Origin of the sequence: Agromyces ramosus, assembly GCF_004216665.1 — a bacterium.
Taxonomy (GTDB): domain Bacteria; phylum Actinomycetota; class Actinomycetes; order Actinomycetales; family Microbacteriaceae; genus Agromyces; species Agromyces ramosus.
Window position 1 is genome coordinate 988712 of record NZ_SGWY01000002.1, and the last position, 19630, is coordinate 1008341.

The following is a 19630-nucleotide window of genomic DNA, read 5'->3' on the forward strand; positions in this document are numbered from 1 at the left end:
GATCAGTGCGCCGACGCCTCGATGGAGGCGCGCGTCACCCGCTTGCGGAACACCCAGTACGTCCAGCCCTGGTAGAGGAGCACGAGCGGGAGGAAGACGAGCGCGAGCCAGCTCATGACCGTGAGCGTATAGGTCGTGCTCGACGCGTTCGCGACGGTGAGGCTGTTCGCGGGGTCGTTCGACGCGGGCATCACGTCGGGGAACAACGACGCGAAGAGGGCGAGCACGGCGGCCGCGACCGTGACCGCGAGGAGCGTGAAGGCGGTGCCCTCGGCTCCGCGCGCGTTGGCGAGCCACCCGCCGATCAGCGCCAGCGCGGCGACGGCGGCGAAGATCCAGAACCACGGCGTGCCGAAGGCGAGTCCGGTCCAGGCCAGGAACCCGGCGGCCACGACGATGGTGATGAGCCCCGAACGCGCGGCGAGCCGCCGTGCCCGCTCGCGGAGGTCCCCCTCCGTCTTCAGCGAGACGAACACCACGCCGTGCGTGAAGAAGAGGAGCAGGGTCGTGAGCCCGCCGACCAGCGCGTAGGGGTTCAGCAGGTCGAAGAGGGTGCCCGTGTAGTTGTGGTCGGCGTCGAGCGGCACGCCCTGGACGATGTTCGCGAAGGCGACGCCCCAGAGGAGGGCGGGAACCGCCGAGCCGACGATGATCATGCCGTCGAACCACCGCTTCCACCGGGACTCGGGACGCTGGTGACGGTACTCGAAGGAGACGCCACGGGCGATGAGCGCGAGCAGGATCAGCAGCAGGGCGAGGTAGAACCCCGAGAAGAGCGTCGCGTACCACTCCGGGAACGCCGCGAACAGTGATGCACCGGCGACGATGACCCAGGTCTCGTTGAGGTCCCACACCGGGCCGATGGTGTTGATGAGCACGCGCCGATCGGTGTCGTCCCTGCCGAGGAACGGCAGTGACATGCCGACGCCGAAGTCGAACCCGTCGAGTACGAAGTAGCCCACGAAGAGGAACGCGACGATCCAGAACCAGAGCACCGAGAGATCCATGTCCACTTCCTCCTAGTACACCGTGGCGGCGGGTTCGACGCGACCGGTCTCGGGATCGGGCTCGCCGACGTCGGGCGGCCCCTTCCTGATCGCGCGGATGACCAGCCGCACCTCGACGACCGCGAGCGCTCCGTAGACCAGCGTGAACGCCACGAGCGAGATCAGCACGTCGAGGCCGGTGACGTTCGGCGAGACGGCCGACGCGGTCGGCAGCAGGCTGAACACGATCCAGGGCTGCCGGCCCATCTCGGTGAAGATCCAGCCGACGATCATGGCGGCGAGCGAGAGCGGGAAGCTCCAGATCGCGATCTTCCAGATCCAGGCCTGCCTCGGCATCCGACCCTTGCGCGTGAGCCACAGCCCGACGACCGCGATCAGCACGTGCAGTACGCCGAGCCCGATCATCCAGCGGAACGACCAGTAGGTGATCCAGATGATCGGCGCGTAGTCGCCCGGGCCGTACAGCGCCGTGTACTCGGCCTGCAGGTCGTTGATGCCCTCCACGCAGCCGTCGAACGTGTGCGTCGAGAGGAAGGAGAGCAGGTAGGGGACGCGGATCGAGAACAGCTCCGTGGAGCCGTCGGGCGTGCCGAGCGTGAAGAGGGAGAACGACGCCGCGGCTCCGCAGACGGTGTCGTACGTCGCCTCCGCCGCGGCCATCTTCATCGGCTGCGTCGCGACCATGGCGAGGCTCAGCTGGTCTCCGAACAGCGTCGTCAGGATGCCGGCGCCCACCATCGTCCAGAGGCCGAACTTCAGGGCCGGCCGCATGGTGTCGAGGTGCTGGTTGCGGGCGAGATGCCATGCGGACGCGCTGATGATCAGGCCGGCCGCGACCATGAAGCTCGCGGCGATCGTGTGCGGGAACGCCGCGAGGGCCACCGGATTCGAGAGCAGGGCCCAGATGTCCACGAGCTCGGCCCTGCCCCGCTCGGCGTTCATCTCGTAGCCGACCGGGTTCTGCATGAAGGCGTTCGCCGCGATGATGAAGTACGCCGACAGGATGCTGCCGATCGCAGTGGCCCAGATGGTGGCGAGGTGGAGGCCGCGCGGCAGCTTGTCCCAGCCGAAGATCCAGAGCCCGATGAACGTCGCCTCGAAGAAGAATGCGAGCAGGCCCTCCATGGCGAGCGGCGCACCGAACACGTCGCCGACGAAGCGGGAGTACTCCGACCAGTTCATGCCGAACTGGAACTCCTGGACGATGCCGGTGACCACGCCCATCGCGAAGTTGATGAGGAAGATCGTGCCGAAGAAGCGGGTGATGCGCAGGTACTCGGCCTTGCCGGTGCGGTACCACGCGGTCTGGAAGACGGCCGCGGTGGTGGCGAGGCCGATCGTGATGGGGACGAACAGGAAGTGGTAGACGGTGGTGAGTCCGAACTGCCACCTGGCGAGGAGCAGCGGGTCGAGCAGTTCGTTCACGGATGTCCCTTTCGCACGTGGCGACGTCCCGGAGTCTTTCTTCTACAGAGCGTAGAACATTCGGCCGCACGGCGGTAGTCTGGTGACATGGCGAGTCTCGGCGAGTTGGAACGCTCCGTGATGGAGGTGCTCTGGACGACCGACGCCGACCTGTCGGCGAACGAGCTGCGCGACGCGCTCGCGCTGCGCGACGAGCCCGGCCGATCCGTCGCCACCACCACGGTGCTCACGGTGCTCTCCCGCCTCGAGCGCAAGGGCTTCGTCACGCGCACCCGCGAGGTGCGACCCCACCGCTACCGCGCGCTGCTCAGCCGCGAGGAGCACACCGCCGAGTTGATGCACGAGGTGCTCGACCGCACCACCGATCGCGACGCCGCGCTCGCCCGGTTCGTCGGCACCGCGACCGCGGGTGAGGCGGCCACCCTGCGCCGCCTCCTCGACGAGCTCGCGCGCAGCTGAGCATGCTCGCCGTCTCGGCGGTGCTCGGCGCCCTCGCCGTCGCGCTCGCCTGGCCCGTGCCGGTGGCGCTCTCGCGCGCGGCATGGCCGACGCGCGCTCCGGCGGCGGCGCTCGCGCTCTGGCAGGCGATCGCGCTCGCGGGCGGGCTGTCGATGATCGGATGCCTCCTCGCGTTCGGTTCGGCACCTGCGGGTTCCCTGCCCGCGGCCGTCGCCGCGCTCGCCCCGCACCTGTTCACCGGGCCGCTGCCCGCCGGATTCGGGGTGGCACAGGTCGCGGCGCTCACGCTCGCCGCGGCCGTCGCACTGCTGCTCATGCTCAACCTCGCCCTCACCGCCGTGCGGGCCGAGCGCGAGCGCCGCCGCCAGCACCAGCTCATCGACCTCCTGAGCGACCCGCTGCCGGGCGAGCCCCGCACGCGCGTGCTCGCGCACCCCGTGCCGCTGGCGTACTGCGTACCCGGCATCCGCACCGCGACCGTGCTCACCGACGGACTCATCGAGGCGCTCGAACACGACGAGCTCGCTGCCGTGATCGCGCACGAGCGCACCCACCTCGACCAGCTCCACCACCTCGTGCGCCTCGCCTTCCGCGCCTGGCACAGCGCCATCCCGTGGTTCCCCATCGCGAATCGCGCCGAGCGAGCGGTCATCACGCTGACCGAGATGCTCGCCGACGACGGCGCCCGGCGCGCCGTCGGAACGGACGCGCTCCGTCGGGCGCTGGAGCGGGTCGGCGATGCCGGTGAGTCGGGTGCGTATCCCGAGTCCTCGTCCGGCGCGAATCCCGATGCGGCCATGCTCGACGCTCGACTCCGCCGGCTGGGCGTCGATCCGTCGGTCGCCGAGCGCCGGGAGCGCGACATCCGGTCCGTTCGCGCGGCGGCGCTCGCGGCATCCGTCGCACTCGTCATGGTGCCCGTGGTCGCGCTGATCGCGATCCTCGGAATCGTCCCCTAGGGTGACGCGCGGAGTCCGGGGCGTGGATACGCTCGAACCGTGAACGAGCTCCTCGACTGGGTCCTCGACACGGTGCAGGCCGTGGATCCGGTCGCGCGCACGCTCCTCGCGGGGCTGGGCATCATGCTCGAGACCTCGGTGCTGGTCGGCCTGGTGGTGCCGGGCGACACGATCGTGCTCGTGGCGTCGACCGCCGTGGACGGCGTCGGCGAGTACCTCGCCCTCACGTTCGCGGTGATCGCGGGTGCGCTCATCGGCGAGAGCATCGGGTTCGCCCTCGGACGCTGGTTCGGGCCGCACATCCAGCGCTCGCGGGTCGGACAGCGCATCGGCCAGGAGAACTGGGCGAAGGCGCAGCGCTACCTCGACCGCCGCGGCGGTCCGGCCGTGTTCATCTCGCGGTTCCTCCCGGTGCTGCACTCCCTCATCCCGCTCACCGTCGGCATGAGCACCATGCGATACCGGCGATTCATGGCCTGGACGGTGCCGGCCTGCGTGATCTGGTCGTTCTCGTACGTCACGGTCGGCTGGCTCGCGGCCGGCAGCTACCGGGAGCTCAGCCGCGAGCTGCACTGGGCCGGATACCTGTTCGTCGCCGTCATCGCGGCGTTCCTGCTGGTCGTCTGGGGCGTGAAGAAGCTCATCGTGCGGTCGGAGGCGAAGCACATGGCGGTCGTCCTCGACGCGCCGGCGCGCGACGAGGACGACCTGCTCGACGCCGTCGGCTCGGTGCCCGCGGGCGTCGACCCCGACGACGAAGGGCCGGATGCCGAAGCATCCGACCCCTCGAACCGCGACCGGAACCGCTAGAAGAGCGACTTCTCCGCGAGCCAGTCGCTCGCGATCTGGTCGGCCGACTCCTGGTCGTTCACGCTCAGCGAGTTGAGGGCCACGAGGTCCTCGGCGGAGAGCGCCGCGCTGACGGTGTTGATGATCTCCGCGATCTCGTCGGTGACCTTCTCGCTCACGACCGGCACGACGTTCGAGGCCAGGAACAGGCCCTCGGGGTCCTCGAGCGTGACGAGGTCGTTCGCCGCGATGTTCGGGTCGGCGCTGTAGATGTTGACCATCTGCACCTGGTTGTCGACGAGCGCCTTGAGGGTGAGCGGGCCGCCGCTGTCCTCGATCGGCGTGAAGGCGACGTCGACGCCGTACACCGACTTGAGGCCTTCGGGGCCGTACGGACGCGTCGCGAGCTCGGAGTTGCCTCCGAGCGTGATCGGCGTCGTCACGTTCTTGAGGTCGGCCAGGCTCGTGACGCCGTTCTCGTCGGAGAAGGCCCTCGTCACGTTGTACGAGTCCTGGTCGGTCGCGGGCGACTGGTCGAGCACCCTGAGCCCGTCGGGCAGCGAGGTCTCGAGCTCGGCGTACACGTCGTCGCTCGTGGTGGCCTCGGTGTCGGGCACGTAGTACTGGAGGAGGTTGCCCGTGTACTCGGGGAACACGTCGATGGCGCCGTCCTCGATCTCGGGGACGTACACCTCGCGCTGGCCGATGCGGAAGTCGCGCTCGACGGTGTAGCCGTTCTCCTCGAGCGCCTGCGCGTACAGCTCGGCGATGATCTCGTTGGAGTAGTAGTCCTGCGAGCCGACGACGATCGTCTCCGACGACGCGCCGTCGCCTGTCGATCCACCGTCGAGCGGATCGCCCGACGCACACCCTGCCAGGGCCACTGTCGCCCCGACCGCGACCGCTGCGAACGCAACGAGCCGGCCCTTTCCTGCTGTGATCATTCTGGATTCCCTTCGGTGATGGGTCGCCCCACGGCCGCCCGCGGCCGGGTCGGCCGGGAGCGGAGATCGGTGGCCATCGCGGCCCGCACGCCGGCGGGGACGACGAGGCGCTGCGTGATCGCGAAGCATCCGTCGACGACGAGCGCGAGGATGATCACGAGGATGGAGCCGCCGAGCATCTCGGCGTAGTCGCGGGTCTTCAGGCCGGCGAAGATGAAGCGGCCGAGGCCGAAGTCGGCGACATAGGCGGCCAGCGTCGCGGTCGCGATGATCTGGAGGGTCGCGGAACGGATGCCCCCGACGACGATCGGCATGCCGAGCGGGAGCTCCACCCGGCCGACGATCTGGCCCTCTCGCATGCCCATCGCGCGCGCCGCGTCGATCGTGCGCCGATCGACGGACTCGAGCCCCGCGTAGGCGCCGGCGAGCAGCGGTGGGATGGCGAGGATGACGAGCGCGATGATCGGCGCCTGCAGCCCGATGCCCAGCCAGAGGGCGAACAGGGTGAGCACGCCGAGGGTCGGCAGTGCCCGGAGTCCTCCCGAGACCATCACCGACAGGTCTTTGCCGCGCCCCGTGTGGCCCACCGCCCCGCCGACGGGAAGGGCGATGATCGAGGCGATCACGAGCACGACGGCCGAGATCACGAGGTGCTGGCCGATGCGCTCGGGAATGCTGCCCGGGCCGGTCCAGTTCGTCGGGTCGAGGATCCAGGCGATGCCGTCGAAGAAGAGGTTCATGCGGCATCCACCCGCTCGACCCGTGCGACCGAGAGCCGCCGTGCGGACGCGCTCGGTCGCGACCACGGCAGGAGCAGCCGGCCGATGAGCACGCTCGCCCAGTCGAGGGCCAGGGCGAGCACGATCGTCGCGACGATGCCGGTGACGATCTCGGCCTGGATGCCGCGCTGGAACCCGTCGGTGAAGAGGCTGCCCAGGCTCGGCACCCCGATGACCGCCCCGACCGTCGCGAGGCTGACCGTGCTCACGATCACCACGCGGACGCCGGAGAGCAGCACCGGACCGGCGAGCGGCAGCTCGACGCCCCAGAACCGGCCCACCGCGGAGTACCCCACGGCCGTGGCCGACTGCCGGATGTCGGGCTCGACCGAATCGAACGCGTCCGCCGAGGTGCGCACGATGACCGCGATGCCGTACAGCGTGAGGGCGATCACGAGGTTGAGGGGGGATCGCAGGCTCAGGCCGGTGATCGGCGGCAGGGCGACGAAGAGCGCCAGGGACGGGATGGCGTAGAGGAGCCCGCAGAGCGAGAGCAGCACGCCGCGCGACCAGCGATAGCGGTGCGCGAGCCATCCGATCGGGACCGAGATCACGAAGCTCAGTATGATCGCGGGCACCGACAATGCCAGGTGCACGAGCATGAGCTCGCCGACGAGGTCGAGGTTCGACCAGAGCCAGTTCACGACGTCAGGACTCCCGCCGGGCGCCCGTCGGCGTCGACCACGACGTTGCGCCCGTCGACCTCGGTGACGTGCAGCGCCCGCTTGCCTCGGTCGGCCCCGACGAAGTCGGCCACGAAGTCGTCGGCCGGATGCGCGAGGATCTCGGCCGGCGACGCGGCCTGCGAGATCTTGCCCCCCTGCTGCATGATGACGACCTGGTCGCCCAGCAGGAACGCCTCGTCGATGTCGTGCGTCACGAAGACCACCGTCTTGCCCAGTTCGCCCTGCAGGCGGAGCAGCTCCTGCTGCAGCTCCGCCCGGACGATCGGGTCGACCGCGCCGAAGGGTTCGTCCATCAGGAGGATGTTCGGGTCCACCGCGAGCCCACGGGCCACGCCGACGCGCTGCTGCTGGCCGCCCGAGAGCTGGCTCGGATAGCGATCCGCGAGGGACCGGTCCAACCCGACGGTGTCGAGCAGCTCGAGGGCGTGGGCGTACGCCTCCCGCTTGCCGACCCCGCGGAGGAGCGGCACGGTGGCCACGTTGTCGATCACCTTGCGGTGCGGCAGCAGGCCGGAGTTCTGCATGACGTACCCGATGCCCCGACGCAGCTGCACCGGATCCTGGGTGGCGACATCCATGCCGTCGATGAGCACCTGCCCGCCGGTCGGGTCGACCATGCGGTTGATCATGCGCAGCAGGGTCGTCTTGCCCGAGCCGGACGACCCGACGAGGACCGTCGTCTTGTGCGGGGGCATGACGATGTCGACGTCCTCGACCGCGACGGTGCCGTCTGGGAACTGCTTGGTGACGCGGCGGAACTCGATCATGGCTGCCTCACTCCAAGCACCGGGCGGAGCCCCGGATGCCGGAGTTCAAGCCAAACACCATTCCCAGTCGAGGGCAAACGCGTTGACACCGCGTGTCGTGTCGGCCATGGTCGTCGGCCGGCGGGCCGCGAACCCGATCAGGCGGCGGAGCTGGCCGCACGCGCCTCGCCGAGGTGCTCGGCGAGGTAGTCGTGCACGAGGCGCTTCGCCTCGGAGAGGTAGCGCTCATCGCCCGCGGGATCGCGCTCGAACGCCCGGCTGATCAGGGCGTCGGCGAGCTCGATGATGACGCCGAGCCGGAAGCGCAGCTCCTCGGCGTCGGCGCCGAGGTCGAACTCGGCCTCGATCAGCTTCGCCATGCGATGCGCGAACTCGGGCTCGATGTCGCCCTCCGCGAGTTCGCGTCGGCCCGCGTGCACCACCGTGAAGCCCGGCTCGTCGCGGTAGAGCGCCGCGCACGCATCGAGCGCGACGTCGATGACGTCCCACCAGGTCGCGAGCTCGGTGCCTTCGAGGTCATCGGCGACGCGCTCGCGGAATCGACGGATCGCGCGCTCGCGCAGCGCGTGCAGCACGGCCACGCGATCGGGGAAGTAGCGGTAGACCGTGCCGATCGAGGCGCCCGCGCGCTCGGCGACCATCTGGGTCGTCAGGCGCTCGAATCCGGTCTCGTCGACGATCTCGGCGGCAGCATCGAGCAGCGCGTCGAGCCGCTGGGTGCTGCGCCGCTGGGTCGGCTCGGTGCGAACCGAGCGCTTCCGGCGCGGATCGGCCCCTAGGATCAGGTCGACATTCGGCACGGAACCTCCCTCACTTTGCGGCCTCCACTCTACCCGGCGCGCCGCCGCGGCCCGACCAGAACGGGCGGCGCGTTTTCCGGCGCGGCCGGGCCGCATGACAGACTGAGTGGATGTCGGCCAGTCCTCCCACCCCGGCCGGATCCCTGGAGCGCCAGGTCCGGCACCGTGCCGCGCGCCTCGAGGACTGGGTCCACGACCTCCGGGAGCGCTGGGCCCGGCGACGCGGCCACGTTCCCACGATCGTCCCCTATACGGGCTACGGTTCCACCGAATGGGTGCGCGTGCTCTGCCGGGTGCTCCTCAGCAAGCCGATCGACCCCGACGAGACCTCGAAGCGCCGCCGCCGGCGCGGCGAGCAGGGCATCCGCGGTTGGCGCAGCTTCACGAGCGTGCCGGTCGGCGACGTCCCCGTCGTGATCGAGGTCGGCGCCGAGCGGATCGAGGTGCTCGCCGACCGCGGCGGCGTCGTCGACACGCGGGTCCCCGTGGCCCTCACACCGGGGTGGCACCAGGCGATCCTGCGCACCGAGGGATCCGAGGACGTCGAGGCGCCGATCTGGATCGTCGGGCCCGACGTCGACTTCGGCATCATCTCGGATGTCGATGACACGGTGATGGTCACCGCCCTCCCCCGTCCGCTCGTCGCCGCCTGGAACACCTTCGTGCTCGACGAGCACGCGCGCATCCCGACCCCCGGCATGGCCGTGCTCTACGAGCGCCTCGTGCGCGCGCACCCGGGCTCACCCGTCATCTACCTGTCGACGGGCGCGTGGAACGTCGCACCGACGCTCACGCGCTTCCTGTCGCGGAACCTCTATCCCGCGGGCCCGCTGCTCCTGACGGACTGGGGACCGACCCACGACCGGTTGTTCCGGAGCGGGCGCGCCCACAAGGAGGAGAACCTCCGCCGGCTGGCCGAGGAGTTCCCGCAGGTCCGGTGGCTCCTCATCGGCGACGACGGCCAGCACGATGAGGAACTCTACGCGCGGTTCGCCGCGGAGCATCCCGACCGCGTCGCCGCGGTCGCCATCCGGCGCCTCTCCACGGGCGAGGCGGTGCTGGCCGGTGGCCGCACCAAGGCCGAGCAGCACGGCGCCGACGTGCCGTGGGTGTCGGCGAGCGACGGCGCGACGCTCGACGACCTGCTCACCGAGGCCGGCCTCCTGTGAGCGCTGCGGGCGCCTGACGGCACCGCGGCGGCCTGTCGCCGGCCTCGGCTCAGGCGGGAGCGGCGACCGCCGCGCGATCGGCGCGGGTCCGCCGGATGCGCGAGAGTCCGCGGTTCACCTGGCGGGCCCACGTCGGTCCGCGATAGACGAACGCCGAGTACCCCTGCACGAGCGTCGCACCCGCGTCGAGGCGGTTCTGCACGTCGGCCGCCGTCTCCACGCCGCCGACGGAGATCACGCAGAGTCCGGGGGGCACGTTGGCCCTCACCAGCCGCAGCACCTCGAGCGAGCGGGCGGCGAGCGGCGCGCCCGACAGCCCACCCGCCCCGATCCCCTCGACGACGGATGCCGGTGCCCGGAGCCCCTCGCGGGAGATCGTGGTGTTCGTGGCGATGATCCCGTCGAGTCCGAGCCGCGCGACGAGCTCGCAGATGCGGACCACCTCCTCGTCGGCGAGGTCGGGTGCGATCTTCACGAGCAGCGGCGTCGAGGCCGCGACGGCGCGCACGGCCTCGAGGAGCGGTGCGAGGGCATCGAGCTCCTGCAGGCCGCGAAGCCCGGGCGTGTTGGGCGAGCTCACGTTCACGACGAGGTAGTCGGCGTAGGGCGCGAGCACGCGGGCGCTGCGCTCGTAGTCGCCGACCGCGTCCTCGACGGCCGTCACCCGGCTCTTGCCGATGTTCACGCCGAGCACCGGCCGGTGCCGGCGGCGCGCGAGCCGCGAGAGGCGGCCGACCGCGGCATCCGCCCCGCCGTTGTTGAAGCCCATGCGATTGACCAGCGCGCGATCGTCGATGAGGCGGAACAGGCGCGGGCGCGCGTTGCCCGGCTGCGCGACGGCGGTGATGGTGCCCACCTCGACGTGCCCGAAGCCGAGCTGGCCGAGCCCCTGCACCGCGACGGCGTCCTTGTCGAACCCCGCGGCCAGGCCGAACGGCGACGGGAACCGCAGGCCGAGGGCTTCGACCGCCAGGTCGGGGTCGGGTCGCGTGAACAGCTCGACCAGGCGGCCGAAGCCGAGCGTCGGGAGCATCCGGATGACCCGGAACGCGACGTGATGGGCGTCCTCGGGATCCATGCGGGAGAAGACGAGGGAGAAGAGGAGTCGATACATGCCGGGATTCAGGCTATCGGAGGCGCCTGTGCGCCGATGACGGCGCCGAGCGCCCACGCGACGGCGTCACTCCACCGGGCGTGCGGGGAGGCGCCCGTGCTCGGCGCGGAGCTGGCCGATGGCGGCCTCGAAGTCGTCGAGCGACTCGAACGCCTGGTACACGCTCGCGAAGCGGAGGTAGGCCACCTCGTCGAGCTCGCGCAACGGCGGCAGGATCGCGAGGCCGATGTCGTTCGCCTCGATCTGCGAGGCGCCGGTCGAGCGGATCGTCTCCTCCACCTTCTGTGCGAGCACGGCGAGGTCCGAGTCCGTGACCGGGCGGCCCTGGCACGCCTTCTTCACGCCGAGCACGACCTTCTCGCGGCTGAACGGCTCGATCACGCCGCTGCGCTTGATCACGGCCAAGCTCGCCGTCTCGGTCGTGGAGAAGCGACGGCCGCACTCGGGGCACTGCCTGCGGCGCCGGATGGAGAGTCCGTCGTCACTCGTGCGCGAGTCGATGACGCGGGAATCCGGGTGACGGCAGAACGGACAGTACATGGTGCTCCCAGCCTAGCGGGGCGGGATCGGCGTACGGCCGACGTCAGCGCTCGAAGCGCGCCGAGACGGCCTCGCCATGCGCGGGGAGGTCCTCCTCGGCCGAGAGCGCGGCGATCACCGGCGCGACCTCGCGCAGGGCGTGCTCGTCATAGCGCACGACCTGCTGCGGCCGGAGGAACGTCGCCGCGGAGAGGCCCGCCGCGGAGCGTGCCTGACCTCCCGTCGGCAGCACGTGGTTCGACCCTGCCGCGTAGTCGCCCAGGCTCACGGGCGAGTACGGGCCGATGAAGATCGCGCCCGCGTTCTCGATGCGCGCGAGCACCGCGTCGGGATCGCGCACCTGGATCTCGAGGTGCTCGGGACCGAACGCGTTCGAGAAGTCGGCGGCCTGCTCGAGGTCGTCGACGAGCACGACGGCCGACTGCCGGCCCGCGACGGCGTTGCGGATCCGCTCCGCGTGCTTCGTCGCCGCAATGCGCGCGGCGAGGTGGACGCGCACGCTCGCTGCGAAGTCGGCCGAGTCGGTGACGAGCACGGATGCCGCGAGCTCGTCGTGCTCCGCCTGGCTCACCAGGTCGGCCGCCACGAAGTCGGCGTCGGCCGCGTCGTCGGCGATCACGAGGATGTCGGTGGGACCCGCCTCGGCGTCGATTCCCGTGACGCCCTGGACGAGCCGCTTGGCCGCCGCGACGTACACGTTTCCCGGACCCGTCACGCGCTGCACGGGCTCGAGCCCGATACCCGGAACCCCGTAGGCCAGGGCGCCGATGGCTCCGGCTCCGCCCATCGCGTAAACCTCGTCGATGCCGAGCAGTGCGGCCGCGGCGGCGATCGAGGGGTGGATGCGCCCGCCCGCGGCGGACTGCGCCGGCGACGCGAGCGCGATCGAGCGGACGCCCGCCACCTGGGCGGGCACGACGTTCATGACGACGCTCGACGGGTACACGGCCTTGCCGCCCGGCACGTAGAGCCCGACGCGGCCCACGGGCTGCCAGCGCTGCTCCACGATCGCGCCGTCGCCGAGCTCGGTGCGCTCGGGCGCCGGCACCTGCGCGGCGCTCGCGGCCTGCACCCGTGCGATGGTCGATTCCAGGGCGGCCCGCGTCTGCGGAGCGAGCGACTCGAGCGCCTCGGCGAGCTCGTCGGCCGGCACGCGCACCGCCGCTGGGCGCACCCCGTCGAAGCGCTCGGCCTGGTCGAGGAGCGCCGCCTCCCCGCGCTCGCGCACGTCGTCGATGAGGGCGCGGGCGGAGTTCAGCGCGGCCGTGACGTCGGTCGCGGCGCGCGGGACGAGAGCGAGCAGCTCGCTCGCGGACGGGCGTATTCCCCGGAGGTCGATCGTTCGCAGCATGGCCACACCAGCCTACCGAGCCGCGCCCCGCCGGAGCGCCGCCCCCGTCACACGAGGCAGTTCGGACCGAGCAGGCTCTTCAGTTCGCCGTAGAGGTCGGCGGTCACCTGCACGGGGTATGGCAGCTCGAACACGCGCGCGGTTCGCCCGCGCACGAGGCGGAGCCGTACCTCGGTGTCGCCCCGGTGCCGGATGAGCACGTCGCCGAGGGCCGTGATGGTGTCGGTGGTCGCGCGGATGTCGGGCAGCGAGATGACGACGGGTCCGGACTCGTCGCCCTGCCCGAGCTCGGGGCTGAAGACGCTGTAGGCGTGCAGGTTCATGCCGTCGTCGCGCATGCTGACCCTGCCCCGCACGACCGCGATCGAGTCGGCCTTCAGGCCCGGCGCGAACTCCTGGTACGCCTTGCCCATGAACATGACCGTGATCTCGCCCGAGAAGTCCTCGACCTGGATCATGCCGTACTGGTTGCCGCTCTGCCGGGCGACGCGGTGCTGCACGCTCGTGACGAGGCCGGCGATCGTGACGGTGTCGCCGTCCTGCGTGGCATCCGACGACATCAGCTCGGTGATGGTGGTCGACGCGTGCTTCGCGAGCGGCACCTCGAGGCCGGCGAGCGGGTGGTCCGAGACGTACAGTCCGAGCATCTCGCGCTCGAACGCCAGCTTGTCGCGCTTGGCCCACTCGGGCCGGTCGGGCACGAGCGATGGTGCCGCCTCGCGCTCATGCTCTTCGAAGAGGCTGTCGAAGTCGAACCCGATGTCGCCGACCTCCTCGGCGCGCTTCTCCTTCACGGCGGACTCGACGGCGCCCTCGTGGATCTCGACGAGCGCACGGCGCGTGTGCCCGAGCGAGTCGAACGCACCCGCCTTCACCAGCGACTCCACCGTGCGCTTGTTGGCGACCTGGATGGGGACCTTCTTCAGGAAGTCGTGGAACGACTCGAAGCGGCCCTTCTCCTCTCGCGCAGCACGGATGGCGTCGACCACGTTGAAGCCGACGTTGCGCACCGCGCCGAGGCCGAAGCGGATGTCGTCGCCGACGGCCGCGAAGTAGCCGATCGACTCGTTGACGTCGGGCGGCAGCACCCTGATGCCCATGCGGCGACACTCGTTCAGGTAGAGCGCGAGCTTGTCGCGCGCGTCGCCGACGCTCGTGAGCAGCGCGGCCATGTATTCGGCCGGGAAGTGGGCCTTGAGGTAGGCCGTCCAGTAGCTGAGCACGCCGTAGGCGGCCGAGTGCGCCTTGTTGAACGCGTAGTCGGAGAACGGCAGCAGGATGTCCCAGAGCGTCTTGACCGCGGCATCCGAGAAGCCGTTGGCCTTCATGCCGCCCGAGAATCCCTCGTACTGCTTGTCGAGCTCGGACTTCTTCTTCTTGCCCATGGCGCGACGCAGGATGTCGGCCTGGCCGAGCGAGAAGCCCGCCACCCGCTGCGCGATCGCCATGACCTGTTCCTGGTAGATGATCAGGCCGTAGCTCGTGTCGAGGATGTCCTTCAGCGGTTCCTCGAGCTCGGGGTGGATCGGCGAGATCGGCTGCAGGCCGTTCTTGCGCAGTGCGTAGTTGATGTGCGAGTTCGCGCCCATCGGCCCCGGGCGGTAGAGCGCGATGACGGCCGAGATGTCCTCGAAGTTGTCGGGCTTCATCTGGCGGAGCAGGGAGCGCATGGGCCCGCCGTCGAGCTGGAACACCCCGAGCGTGTCGCCCCTGGAGAGCAGCTCGTAGGCGCCCGCATCGTCGAGGGCCAGGTCTTCGAGCACGGGGCGGAAGCCGCGGTTCGCCTCGATGTTGTCGAGCGCGTCATCGATGATGGTGAGGTTGCGCAGCCCCAGGAAGTCCATCTTGATGAGGCCGAGCGCCTCGCACGCCGGATAGTCGAACTGCGTGACGATCTGGCCGTCCTGCTCCCGCTTCATGATCGGGATGATGTCGATGAGCGGGTCGCTCGACATGATGACGCCCGCGGCATGCACGCCCCACTGGCGCTTCAGGTTCTCGAGTCCGAGCGCCGTCTCGAAGACGGTCTTCGCCTCGGCGTCGGTCTCGATGAGTGCCCGGATGTCGCCCGCCTCCTTGAAGCGGGGATGGTCCTTGTCGAGGATGCCGGCCAACGGGATGTCCTTGCCCATGATGGCCGGCGGCATCGCCTTGGTGAGCTTCTCGCCCATGCCGAAGGGGAAGCCGAGCACGCGGCTCGAGTCCTTCAGCGCCTGCTTGGCCTTGATCGTGCCGTACGTCACGATCTGGGCGACGCGCTCGTCGCCGTACTTCTCAGTGACGTAGCGGATCACCTCGCCGCGCCGACGCTCGTCGAAGTCCACGTCGAAGTCGGGCATCGACACGCGGTCGGGGTTCAGGAAGCGCTCGAAGATGAGTCCGTGCTGCAGCGGGTCGAGGTCGGTGATGCGCATGGCGTAGGCGGCCATCGAGCCCGCACCCGACCCGCGGCCGGGCCCCACCCGGATGCCGTTGTTCTTCGACCAGTTGATGAAGTCGGCGACGACGAGGAAGTAGCCCGGGAACCCCATCTGCGTGATGACGCCCACCTCGTAGTCCGCCTGCCGGCGCACGTCGTCGGGGATGCCGTTCGGGTACCGCACGTGCAGGCCGCGCTCGACCTCCTTGACGAACCAGCTCTCCTCGCTCTCGCCCTCCGGCACCGGGAAGCGCGGCATGTAGTTGGCGCTCGTGTTGAACCGCACGTCGGCCCGCTCGGCGATGAGCAGGGTGTTGTCGCACGCCTCGGGGTGGTCGCGGAAGAGGTGCCGCATCTCGGCCGCGGTCTTGAGGTAGAACTCGTCGGCGTCGAACTTGAAGCGGTTGGGGTCGTCGAGCGTGGAGCCCGACTGCACGCACAGCAGTGCCGCGTGGCTCTTCGCGTCGTCGGCGTGGGTGTAGTGCAGGTCGTTGGTGGCGACGAGCGGCAGGTCGAGCTGCTTCGCGAGCCGGAGCAGGTCGTCCATGATGCGCTTCTCGATGCCGAGCCCGTGGTCCATGATCTCGGCGAAGTAGTTCTCGCGCCCGAAGATGTCGCGGTAGTCGGATGCCGCCCGCAACGCCTCGTCGTACTGCCCGAGTCGCAGGCGGGTCTGCACCTCGCCCGAGGCGCATCCGGTCGTGGCGATGAGCCCGCTCGAGTACGTCTGCAGCAGCTCGCGATCCATGCGCGGCTTGAAGTAGTACCCCTCGATCGAGGCGCGGCTCGAGAGGCGGAACAGGTTGTGCATGCCCTCGGTCGTTTCCGACAGGAGCGTCATGTGCGTGTACGCACCGGAGCCGGACACGTCGTCGCCGCCGCCGCTCCCCCACCGCACCCGGGTCTTGTCGCCGCGGTGGGTGCCCGGCGTGATGTACGCCTCGGTGCCGATGATCGGCTTGATGCCGGCGTCGGTCGCCTGCTTCCAGAAGTCGTACGCGCCGAACACGTTGCCGTGGTCGGTGACCGCCACCGCGGGCATGCCCTCGTCCTTCGCGGCCTGGATGAGCTCCCCGACCCGGGCTGCGCCGTCGAGCATGGAGTACTCGCTGTGCACGTGGAGGTGGACGAAGGAATCGGCGGCCACTGGGCTCCTCATCGGGGGTGCTGCGAGGTGGGTGTTCGGTGGGGGTGCTCAGAGTCTACGGCGACCGACCCACGTCGCGGCGGGTCGCACCGCGCGTCGCGTTCAGTCGCCGCGGAGCAGCTCGAGGGCGTGCGCGAGGTCGGCCGGGTACTCGGATCCGAAGGTCGTCCACTCCCCGTTGCCGGGGTGCGTGAGCGACAACTCCTTCGCGTGCAGCCACTGGCGCTCGAGGCCGAGCCGCGCCGACAGGGTCGGGTCGGCGCCGTACATCGCATCGCCCGCGCACGGATGCCGCTGCGCCGCCATGTGCACGCGGATCTGGTGCGTGCGGCCGGTCTCGAGGTGCACCTCGAGCAGCGACGCGTACGGGAACGCCTCGATCGTCTCGTAGTGCGTCACCGCGTGCTTGCCGTCGGCGACCACGGCGAACTTCCACTCGGATCGCGGGTGTCGCCCGACGGGCGCGTCGATCGTGCCGGCGAGGGGGTCGGGATGGCCCTGGACGACCGTGTGGTAGATCTTCTCCACCTCGCGGTCGTGGAACTGCCGCTTGAGCTCGGTGTAGGCGCGTTCCGACTTGGCGACGACCATCAGGCCGCTCGTCCCGGCGTCGAGCCGGTGCACGACGCCCTGGCGCTCGGGCGCACCCGACGTCGAGATGCGGAATCCGGCTGCGGCGAGGGCGCCCACGACCGTCGGCCCCTCCCAGCCGAGCGAGGGGTGCGCGGCGACGCCAGCCGGCTTGTCGACCACGACGAGGTCGTCGTCGTCGTGCACGATCCCGAGGTCGGGCACCGCGATCGCCTCGACCTCGAGCGTGCGCGGGGGCTGCCAGCTCACCTCGAGCCAGCCGCCGGCCCGCAGGCGGTCGGACTTGTCGACGGATGCCCCGTCGAGCACGGCACCCCCGGCTGCCGCGATGTCGGCCGCCTGCGTCCGCGAGAAGCCCAGGAGCTTCGCGAGGCCCTGGTCGACGCGCACGCCGTCGAGCCCGTCGGGCACGGGGAACGAGCGGTGCTCCATGCTCAGGACTCGGCAGCGAGCGGCGAGCCCGCGAGCGGCGTTCGCCCGTCGCCGGCCGGGGCGGCGCCGGGACCGTCGGTCGTCGCCTGGCCGGTCGCCGGCGCGTCGGCCGCAGGCTCCGCCTCGGCCGCGGCATCCGTGCGCTTGGACTCGCGGATGCCGTCGAGCCCGACCCCGCGGATGGTCAGGATCATGAAGAGCACCATGCTCGACACGATCGCGATGTCGGCGACGTTGTAGATCGCGGGGATCAGCCACGGCGTCGAGATGAAGTCGATGACGTGGCCCAGCCCGAAGCTGGGCTCCCTGAGGAGCCGGTCGGTGAGGTTGCCGAGCACCCCGCCGAGCAGGAGCCCGAACACGAGCGCCCACGCGATCGAGCGGATGCGCCGGGCGAACCAGACGATGAACGTGATCACGCCGGCCGCGAGGATCGTGAAGATCCACGTCATGCCGCTCGCGAGCGAGAAGGCCGCGCCGGGGTTCCGCACGAACTGCCACTGCAGCACCGTGCCGAGCACCGGCACGACCTCACCCTCGGTGAGGTTCGTGACGACGAGGAACTTGCTCAGCTGGTCGAGGCCGTACACCGCGAGGGCGCCGCCGACCAGGACGAGGAGTGCAGTGGTGGTGCCGACCTTCGCGGCCCGCTCAGCCGCCAAAGCCCTGGAAGGTCGGTGCGGGTGCCTGCTCGCTCGCGCTCACGGGCGAGGAGAAGCCCTGGCCGCCCGAGACCTGCACGGGAGCGGCCGTGTCGAGCTCGCGGAGCTGGCCCTCGATGTAGCTCTTCAGCTTCAGGCGGTAGTCGCGCTCGAAGACACGCAGCTCGTCGACGCGCTTCTCGAGCGCGATGCGCTCCTGGTCGAGGATGCCCATCTGCGCACGCTGCTTGGCCTCGGCCTCGGCGACGACGCGCGCAGCCGTGGCGTGGCCCTCGGCGATCAGCGCGTCGCGCTTCTCGATGCCCTCGCGCACGTGCTCCTCGTGCAGGCGGCGTGCGAGCTGCAGGAGGTTCGTGGTCGACGTCTGCTCGTCGAGCTCGGACTGGGGCGCGGCGGGGGCCTGGGTCGGCACCGCGACGGTGGGCGGCGGTGCGGCCGGCTCCGTGTAGACCGCGGCGGGGGCCGGTGCGGCGGGGGCGCCCTTCGCGGCATCCGAGGCGCGGGCCTCGGCGGCCGAGAGGCGCTGGCGCAGCTCGTCGTTCTCCTGGTTCAGCCGGCGCAGCTCGACGACCACCTCGTCGAGGAAGTCGTCGACCTCGTCCTGGTCGTAGCCCTCCCGGAACTTCGTCGCCTGGAAGCGCTTGTTGACCACATCTTCCGGAGTTAGCGCCATGGCTTCCCATCCCTCGAATCTGTCGAACTGATCGATCACGTTCTGCTAACGGTAGCAAAGACCTCATCGGGGGCGCAGTGCCGAACGTCACGGCCTGCCACCCTCGCAGGAGATCGTCAGCCGGAGGCCGCCGCTCCGGCCGCCAGCCACGACACCAGGGTCATGGCGACGATGACGAGCAGCATGGCCAGGCTCCACCCGAGGTCGAGTGCGATCTGGCCGATGCGTATCGGCGGCACGAGCCGCCGGAAGAAGCGCACGGGCGGATCCGTCACGCTGTAGACGACTTCCACGACCACGAGCCAGAAGCCGCGCGGACGCCACGAACGGTTGAACGTGCGCACCAGATCGAGCACGAACCGCGCCCACATCAGGAAGAAGTAGATGAGGAGCAGCGTGTAGAGGATGTTCCAGACGACGGCCAGTGCGCCCACGACGGCTACGCGTGCGTGAAGAACGAGGCGTCGACGTCGCCCTCGGCCTCGCCGGCCTCACCCGAGACCACGACGTGGGCGGGCGAGAGCAGGAAGACCTTGCTCGTGACGCGCTCGATCTTGCCGTACAGGCCCTGGGAGAGCCCGCTGGCGAAGTCGATGAGTCGCCGGGCGTCGCCGTCGGACATCTGCGAGAGGTTGATGATGACCGGGACCCCCTCGCGGAAGGACTCGGCGATCACCTGGGCGTCACGGTACTGACGCGGGTGCACGGTGAGGATCTCGTTCATCTCCGCCTGCGGTGTGCTCGGTTGGACATGGTGCTTGCGGAGTGGCGTGACCGCCGCTCCCGTCTTGGGGGCCGGGGCGGCGTGCACGATCGGTGCAGCGGGCGCCGGAGCCTGCGGGGCCTCGTGCTCGAGCTCCTCATCGGCGAGGCCGAGGTAGACCATGGTCTTCTTGAGCGGGTTCGACATCGCTGCC

20 protein-coding genes are annotated in these 19630 nt (G+C 70.3%); 4 read left to right on the plus strand and 16 right to left on the minus strand.

The window, feature by feature from the left end; genetic code table 11:
* Window positions 1-2: 2 nt before the first annotated feature.
* The gene (gene cydB, locus EV187_RS11230) at window positions 3-1007 is read right to left on the minus strand and encodes a cytochrome d ubiquinol oxidase subunit II (protein WP_130353101.1); all 1005 of its coding nucleotides are present in this window, start codon (window positions 1005-1007) and stop codon (window positions 3-5) included.
* A 12-nt stretch (window positions 1008-1019) separates the two neighbouring features.
* Window positions 1020-2432: a cytochrome ubiquinol oxidase subunit I gene (locus EV187_RS11235; RefSeq protein WP_130353102.1), complete on the minus strand. Its 1413-nt coding sequence runs from the start codon at window positions 2430-2432 to the stop codon at window positions 1020-1022.
* Between the two features lie 87 nt (window positions 2433-2519).
* Between EV187_RS11235 and EV187_RS11240 the strand changes: the two genes are divergently transcribed.
* From EV187_RS11240 to EV187_RS11250, 3 genes are read left to right on the plus strand one after another with little or no spacing between them, the layout of a single operon-like run.
* Entirely contained in the window at window positions 2520-2891 is a 372-nt protein-coding gene (locus EV187_RS11240; RefSeq protein ID WP_130353103.1) for a BlaI/MecI/CopY family transcriptional regulator, read from the plus strand.
* Between the two features lie 2 nt (window positions 2892-2893).
* Window positions 2894-3850, plus strand: a complete 957-nt coding sequence (locus EV187_RS11245; RefSeq protein WP_130353104.1) for a M56 family metallopeptidase — start codon at window positions 2894-2896, stop codon at window positions 3848-3850.
* Window positions 3851-3889: 39 nt separating this feature from the next.
* Window positions 3890-4660 (plus strand): DedA family protein, encoded by a 771-nt coding sequence (locus EV187_RS11250; protein ID WP_130353105.1) that lies wholly within the window; start codon window positions 3890-3892, stop codon window positions 4658-4660.
* Here the strand turns inward: EV187_RS11250 and EV187_RS11255 are convergent.
* From EV187_RS11255 to EV187_RS11275, 5 genes are all read right to left on the minus strand, one after another.
* Window positions 4657-5583, minus strand: coding sequence for an ABC transporter substrate-binding protein (locus tag EV187_RS11255; RefSeq protein WP_130353106.1), 927 nt, complete (start codon window positions 5581-5583; stop codon window positions 4657-4659). The two genes, EV187_RS11250 and EV187_RS11255, sit on opposite strands and share 4 nt — an antisense overlap.
* Window positions 5580-6323 carry an ABC transporter permease gene (locus EV187_RS11260; RefSeq protein WP_130353107.1) on the minus strand — a complete coding sequence of 248 codons (744 nt, stop codon included), beginning with the start codon at window positions 6321-6323 and terminating at the stop codon, window positions 5580-5582. Before EV187_RS11260 ends, EV187_RS11255 begins: the two co-directional genes overlap by 4 nt.
* Window positions 6320-7006 (minus strand): ABC transporter permease, encoded by a 687-nt coding sequence (locus EV187_RS11265; protein WP_130353108.1) that lies wholly within the window; start codon window positions 7004-7006, stop codon window positions 6320-6322. Before EV187_RS11265 ends, EV187_RS11260 begins: the two co-directional genes overlap by 4 nt.
* Entirely contained in the window at window positions 7003-7815 is an 813-nt protein-coding gene (locus EV187_RS11270; RefSeq protein ID WP_130353109.1) for an ABC transporter ATP-binding protein, read from the minus strand. The genes EV187_RS11265 and EV187_RS11270 overlap by 4 nt, the downstream gene beginning before the upstream one ends.
* Window positions 7816-7952: 137 nt before the next feature.
* A complete protein-coding gene (locus tag EV187_RS11275; protein ID WP_242609547.1) occupies window positions 7953-8615 on the minus strand; it encodes a TetR/AcrR family transcriptional regulator in 663 nt (220 codons plus the stop codon).
* Window positions 8616-8725: 110 nt separating this feature from the next.
* Between EV187_RS11275 and EV187_RS11280 the strand changes: the two genes are divergently transcribed.
* Window positions 8726-9784 carry an App1 family protein gene (locus EV187_RS11280; protein ID WP_130353111.1) on the plus strand — a complete coding sequence of 353 codons (1059 nt, stop codon included), beginning with the start codon at window positions 8726-8728 and terminating at the stop codon, window positions 9782-9784.
* A 49-nt stretch (window positions 9785-9833) separates the two neighbouring features.
* On the opposite strand, the gene EV187_RS11285 is transcribed toward EV187_RS11280, so the two are convergent.
* From EV187_RS11285 to EV187_RS11325, 9 genes are all read right to left on the minus strand, one after another.
* Complete coding sequence (locus tag EV187_RS11285; protein WP_130353112.1) at window positions 9834-10898, minus strand: quinone-dependent dihydroorotate dehydrogenase; 1065 nt, start codon at window positions 10896-10898, stop codon at window positions 9834-9836.
* A 66-nt stretch (window positions 10899-10964) separates the two neighbouring features.
* Entirely contained in the window at window positions 10965-11438 is a 474-nt protein-coding gene (gene nrdR, locus EV187_RS11290) for a transcriptional regulator NrdR (RefSeq protein WP_130353113.1), read from the minus strand.
* A 43-nt stretch (window positions 11439-11481) separates the two neighbouring features.
* Complete coding sequence (gene hisD / locus EV187_RS11295; RefSeq protein ID WP_130353114.1) at window positions 11482-12789, minus strand: histidinol dehydrogenase; 1308 nt, start codon at window positions 12787-12789, stop codon at window positions 11482-11484.
* A 47-nt stretch (window positions 12790-12836) separates the two neighbouring features.
* Window positions 12837-16367: a DNA polymerase III subunit alpha gene (gene dnaE, locus EV187_RS11300; protein WP_130353115.1), complete on the minus strand. Its 3531-nt coding sequence runs from the start codon at window positions 16365-16367 to the stop codon at window positions 12837-12839.
* Window positions 16368-16457: 90 nt separating this feature from the next.
* Entirely contained in the window at window positions 16458-17378 is a 921-nt protein-coding gene (locus tag EV187_RS11305; protein WP_130353116.1) for an RluA family pseudouridine synthase, read from the minus strand.
* 2 nt (window positions 17379-17380) lie between these two features.
* Window positions 17381-18040, minus strand: a complete 660-nt coding sequence (gene lspA / locus EV187_RS11310; RefSeq protein ID WP_165391164.1) for a signal peptidase II — start codon at window positions 18038-18040, stop codon at window positions 17381-17383.
* Window positions 18030-18713 carry a DivIVA domain-containing protein gene (locus EV187_RS11315; protein ID WP_130353117.1) on the minus strand — a complete coding sequence of 228 codons (684 nt, stop codon included), beginning with the start codon at window positions 18711-18713 and terminating at the stop codon, window positions 18030-18032. Before EV187_RS11315 ends, lspA begins: the two co-directional genes overlap by 11 nt.
* Window positions 18714-18829: 116 nt before the next feature.
* The gene (locus EV187_RS11320) at window positions 18830-19147 is read right to left on the minus strand and encodes a YggT family protein (protein ID WP_130353118.1); all 318 of its coding nucleotides are present in this window, start codon (window positions 19145-19147) and stop codon (window positions 18830-18832) included.
* 5 nt (window positions 19148-19152) lie between these two features.
* Window positions 19153-19623, minus strand: coding sequence for a cell division protein SepF (locus EV187_RS11325; protein ID WP_130353119.1), 471 nt, complete (start codon window positions 19621-19623; stop codon window positions 19153-19155).
* Window positions 19624-19630: the final 7 nt, after the last annotated feature.

What these genes read in the sequence shown, in the direction of transcription:
- EV187_RS11325 (WP_130353119.1), bottom strand. Translation starts at nt 19,623, where the DNA reads ATGTCGAACCCGCTCAAGAAGACCATGGTCTACCTCGGCCTCGCCGAT.
- EV187_RS11255 (WP_130353106.1), bottom strand. Translation starts at nt 5,583, where the DNA reads ATGATCACAGCAGGAAAGGGCCGGCTCGTTGCGTTCGCAGCGGTCGCG.
- EV187_RS11260 (WP_130353107.1), bottom strand. Translation starts at nt 6,323, where the DNA reads ATGAACCTCTTCTTCGACGGCATCGCCTGGATCCTCGACCCGACGAAC.
- EV187_RS11315 (WP_130353117.1), bottom strand. Translation starts at nt 18,713, where the DNA reads ATGGCGCTAACTCCGGAAGATGTGGTCAACAAGCGCTTCCAGGCGACG.
- EV187_RS11280 (WP_130353111.1), top strand. Translation starts at nt 8,726, where the DNA reads ATGTCGGCCAGTCCTCCCACCCCGGCCGGATCCCTGGAGCGCCAGGTC.
- dnaE (WP_130353115.1), bottom strand. Translation starts at nt 16,367, where the DNA reads ATGAGGAGCCCAGTGGCCGCCGATTCCTTCGTCCACCTCCACGTGCAC.
- nrdR (WP_130353113.1), bottom strand. Translation starts at nt 11,438, where the DNA reads ATGTACTGTCCGTTCTGCCGTCACCCGGATTCCCGCGTCATCGACTCG.
- EV187_RS11245 (WP_130353104.1), top strand. Translation starts at nt 2,894, where the DNA reads ATGCTCGCCGTCTCGGCGGTGCTCGGCGCCCTCGCCGTCGCGCTCGCC.
- EV187_RS11305 (WP_130353116.1), bottom strand. Translation starts at nt 17,378, where the DNA reads ATGGAGCACCGCTCGTTCCCCGTGCCCGACGGGCTCGACGGCGTGCGC.
- EV187_RS11240 (WP_130353103.1), top strand. Translation starts at nt 2,520, where the DNA reads ATGGCGAGTCTCGGCGAGTTGGAACGCTCCGTGATGGAGGTGCTCTGG.
- hisD (WP_130353114.1), bottom strand. Translation starts at nt 12,789, where the DNA reads ATGCTGCGAACGATCGACCTCCGGGGAATACGCCCGTCCGCGAGCGAG.
- EV187_RS11270 (WP_130353109.1), bottom strand. Translation starts at nt 7,815, where the DNA reads ATGATCGAGTTCCGCCGCGTCACCAAGCAGTTCCCAGACGGCACCGTC.
- cydB (WP_130353101.1), bottom strand. Translation starts at nt 1,007, where the DNA reads ATGGATCTCTCGGTGCTCTGGTTCTGGATCGTCGCGTTCCTCTTCGTG.
- EV187_RS11285 (WP_130353112.1), bottom strand. Translation starts at nt 10,898, where the DNA reads ATGTATCGACTCCTCTTCTCCCTCGTCTTCTCCCGCATGGATCCCGAG.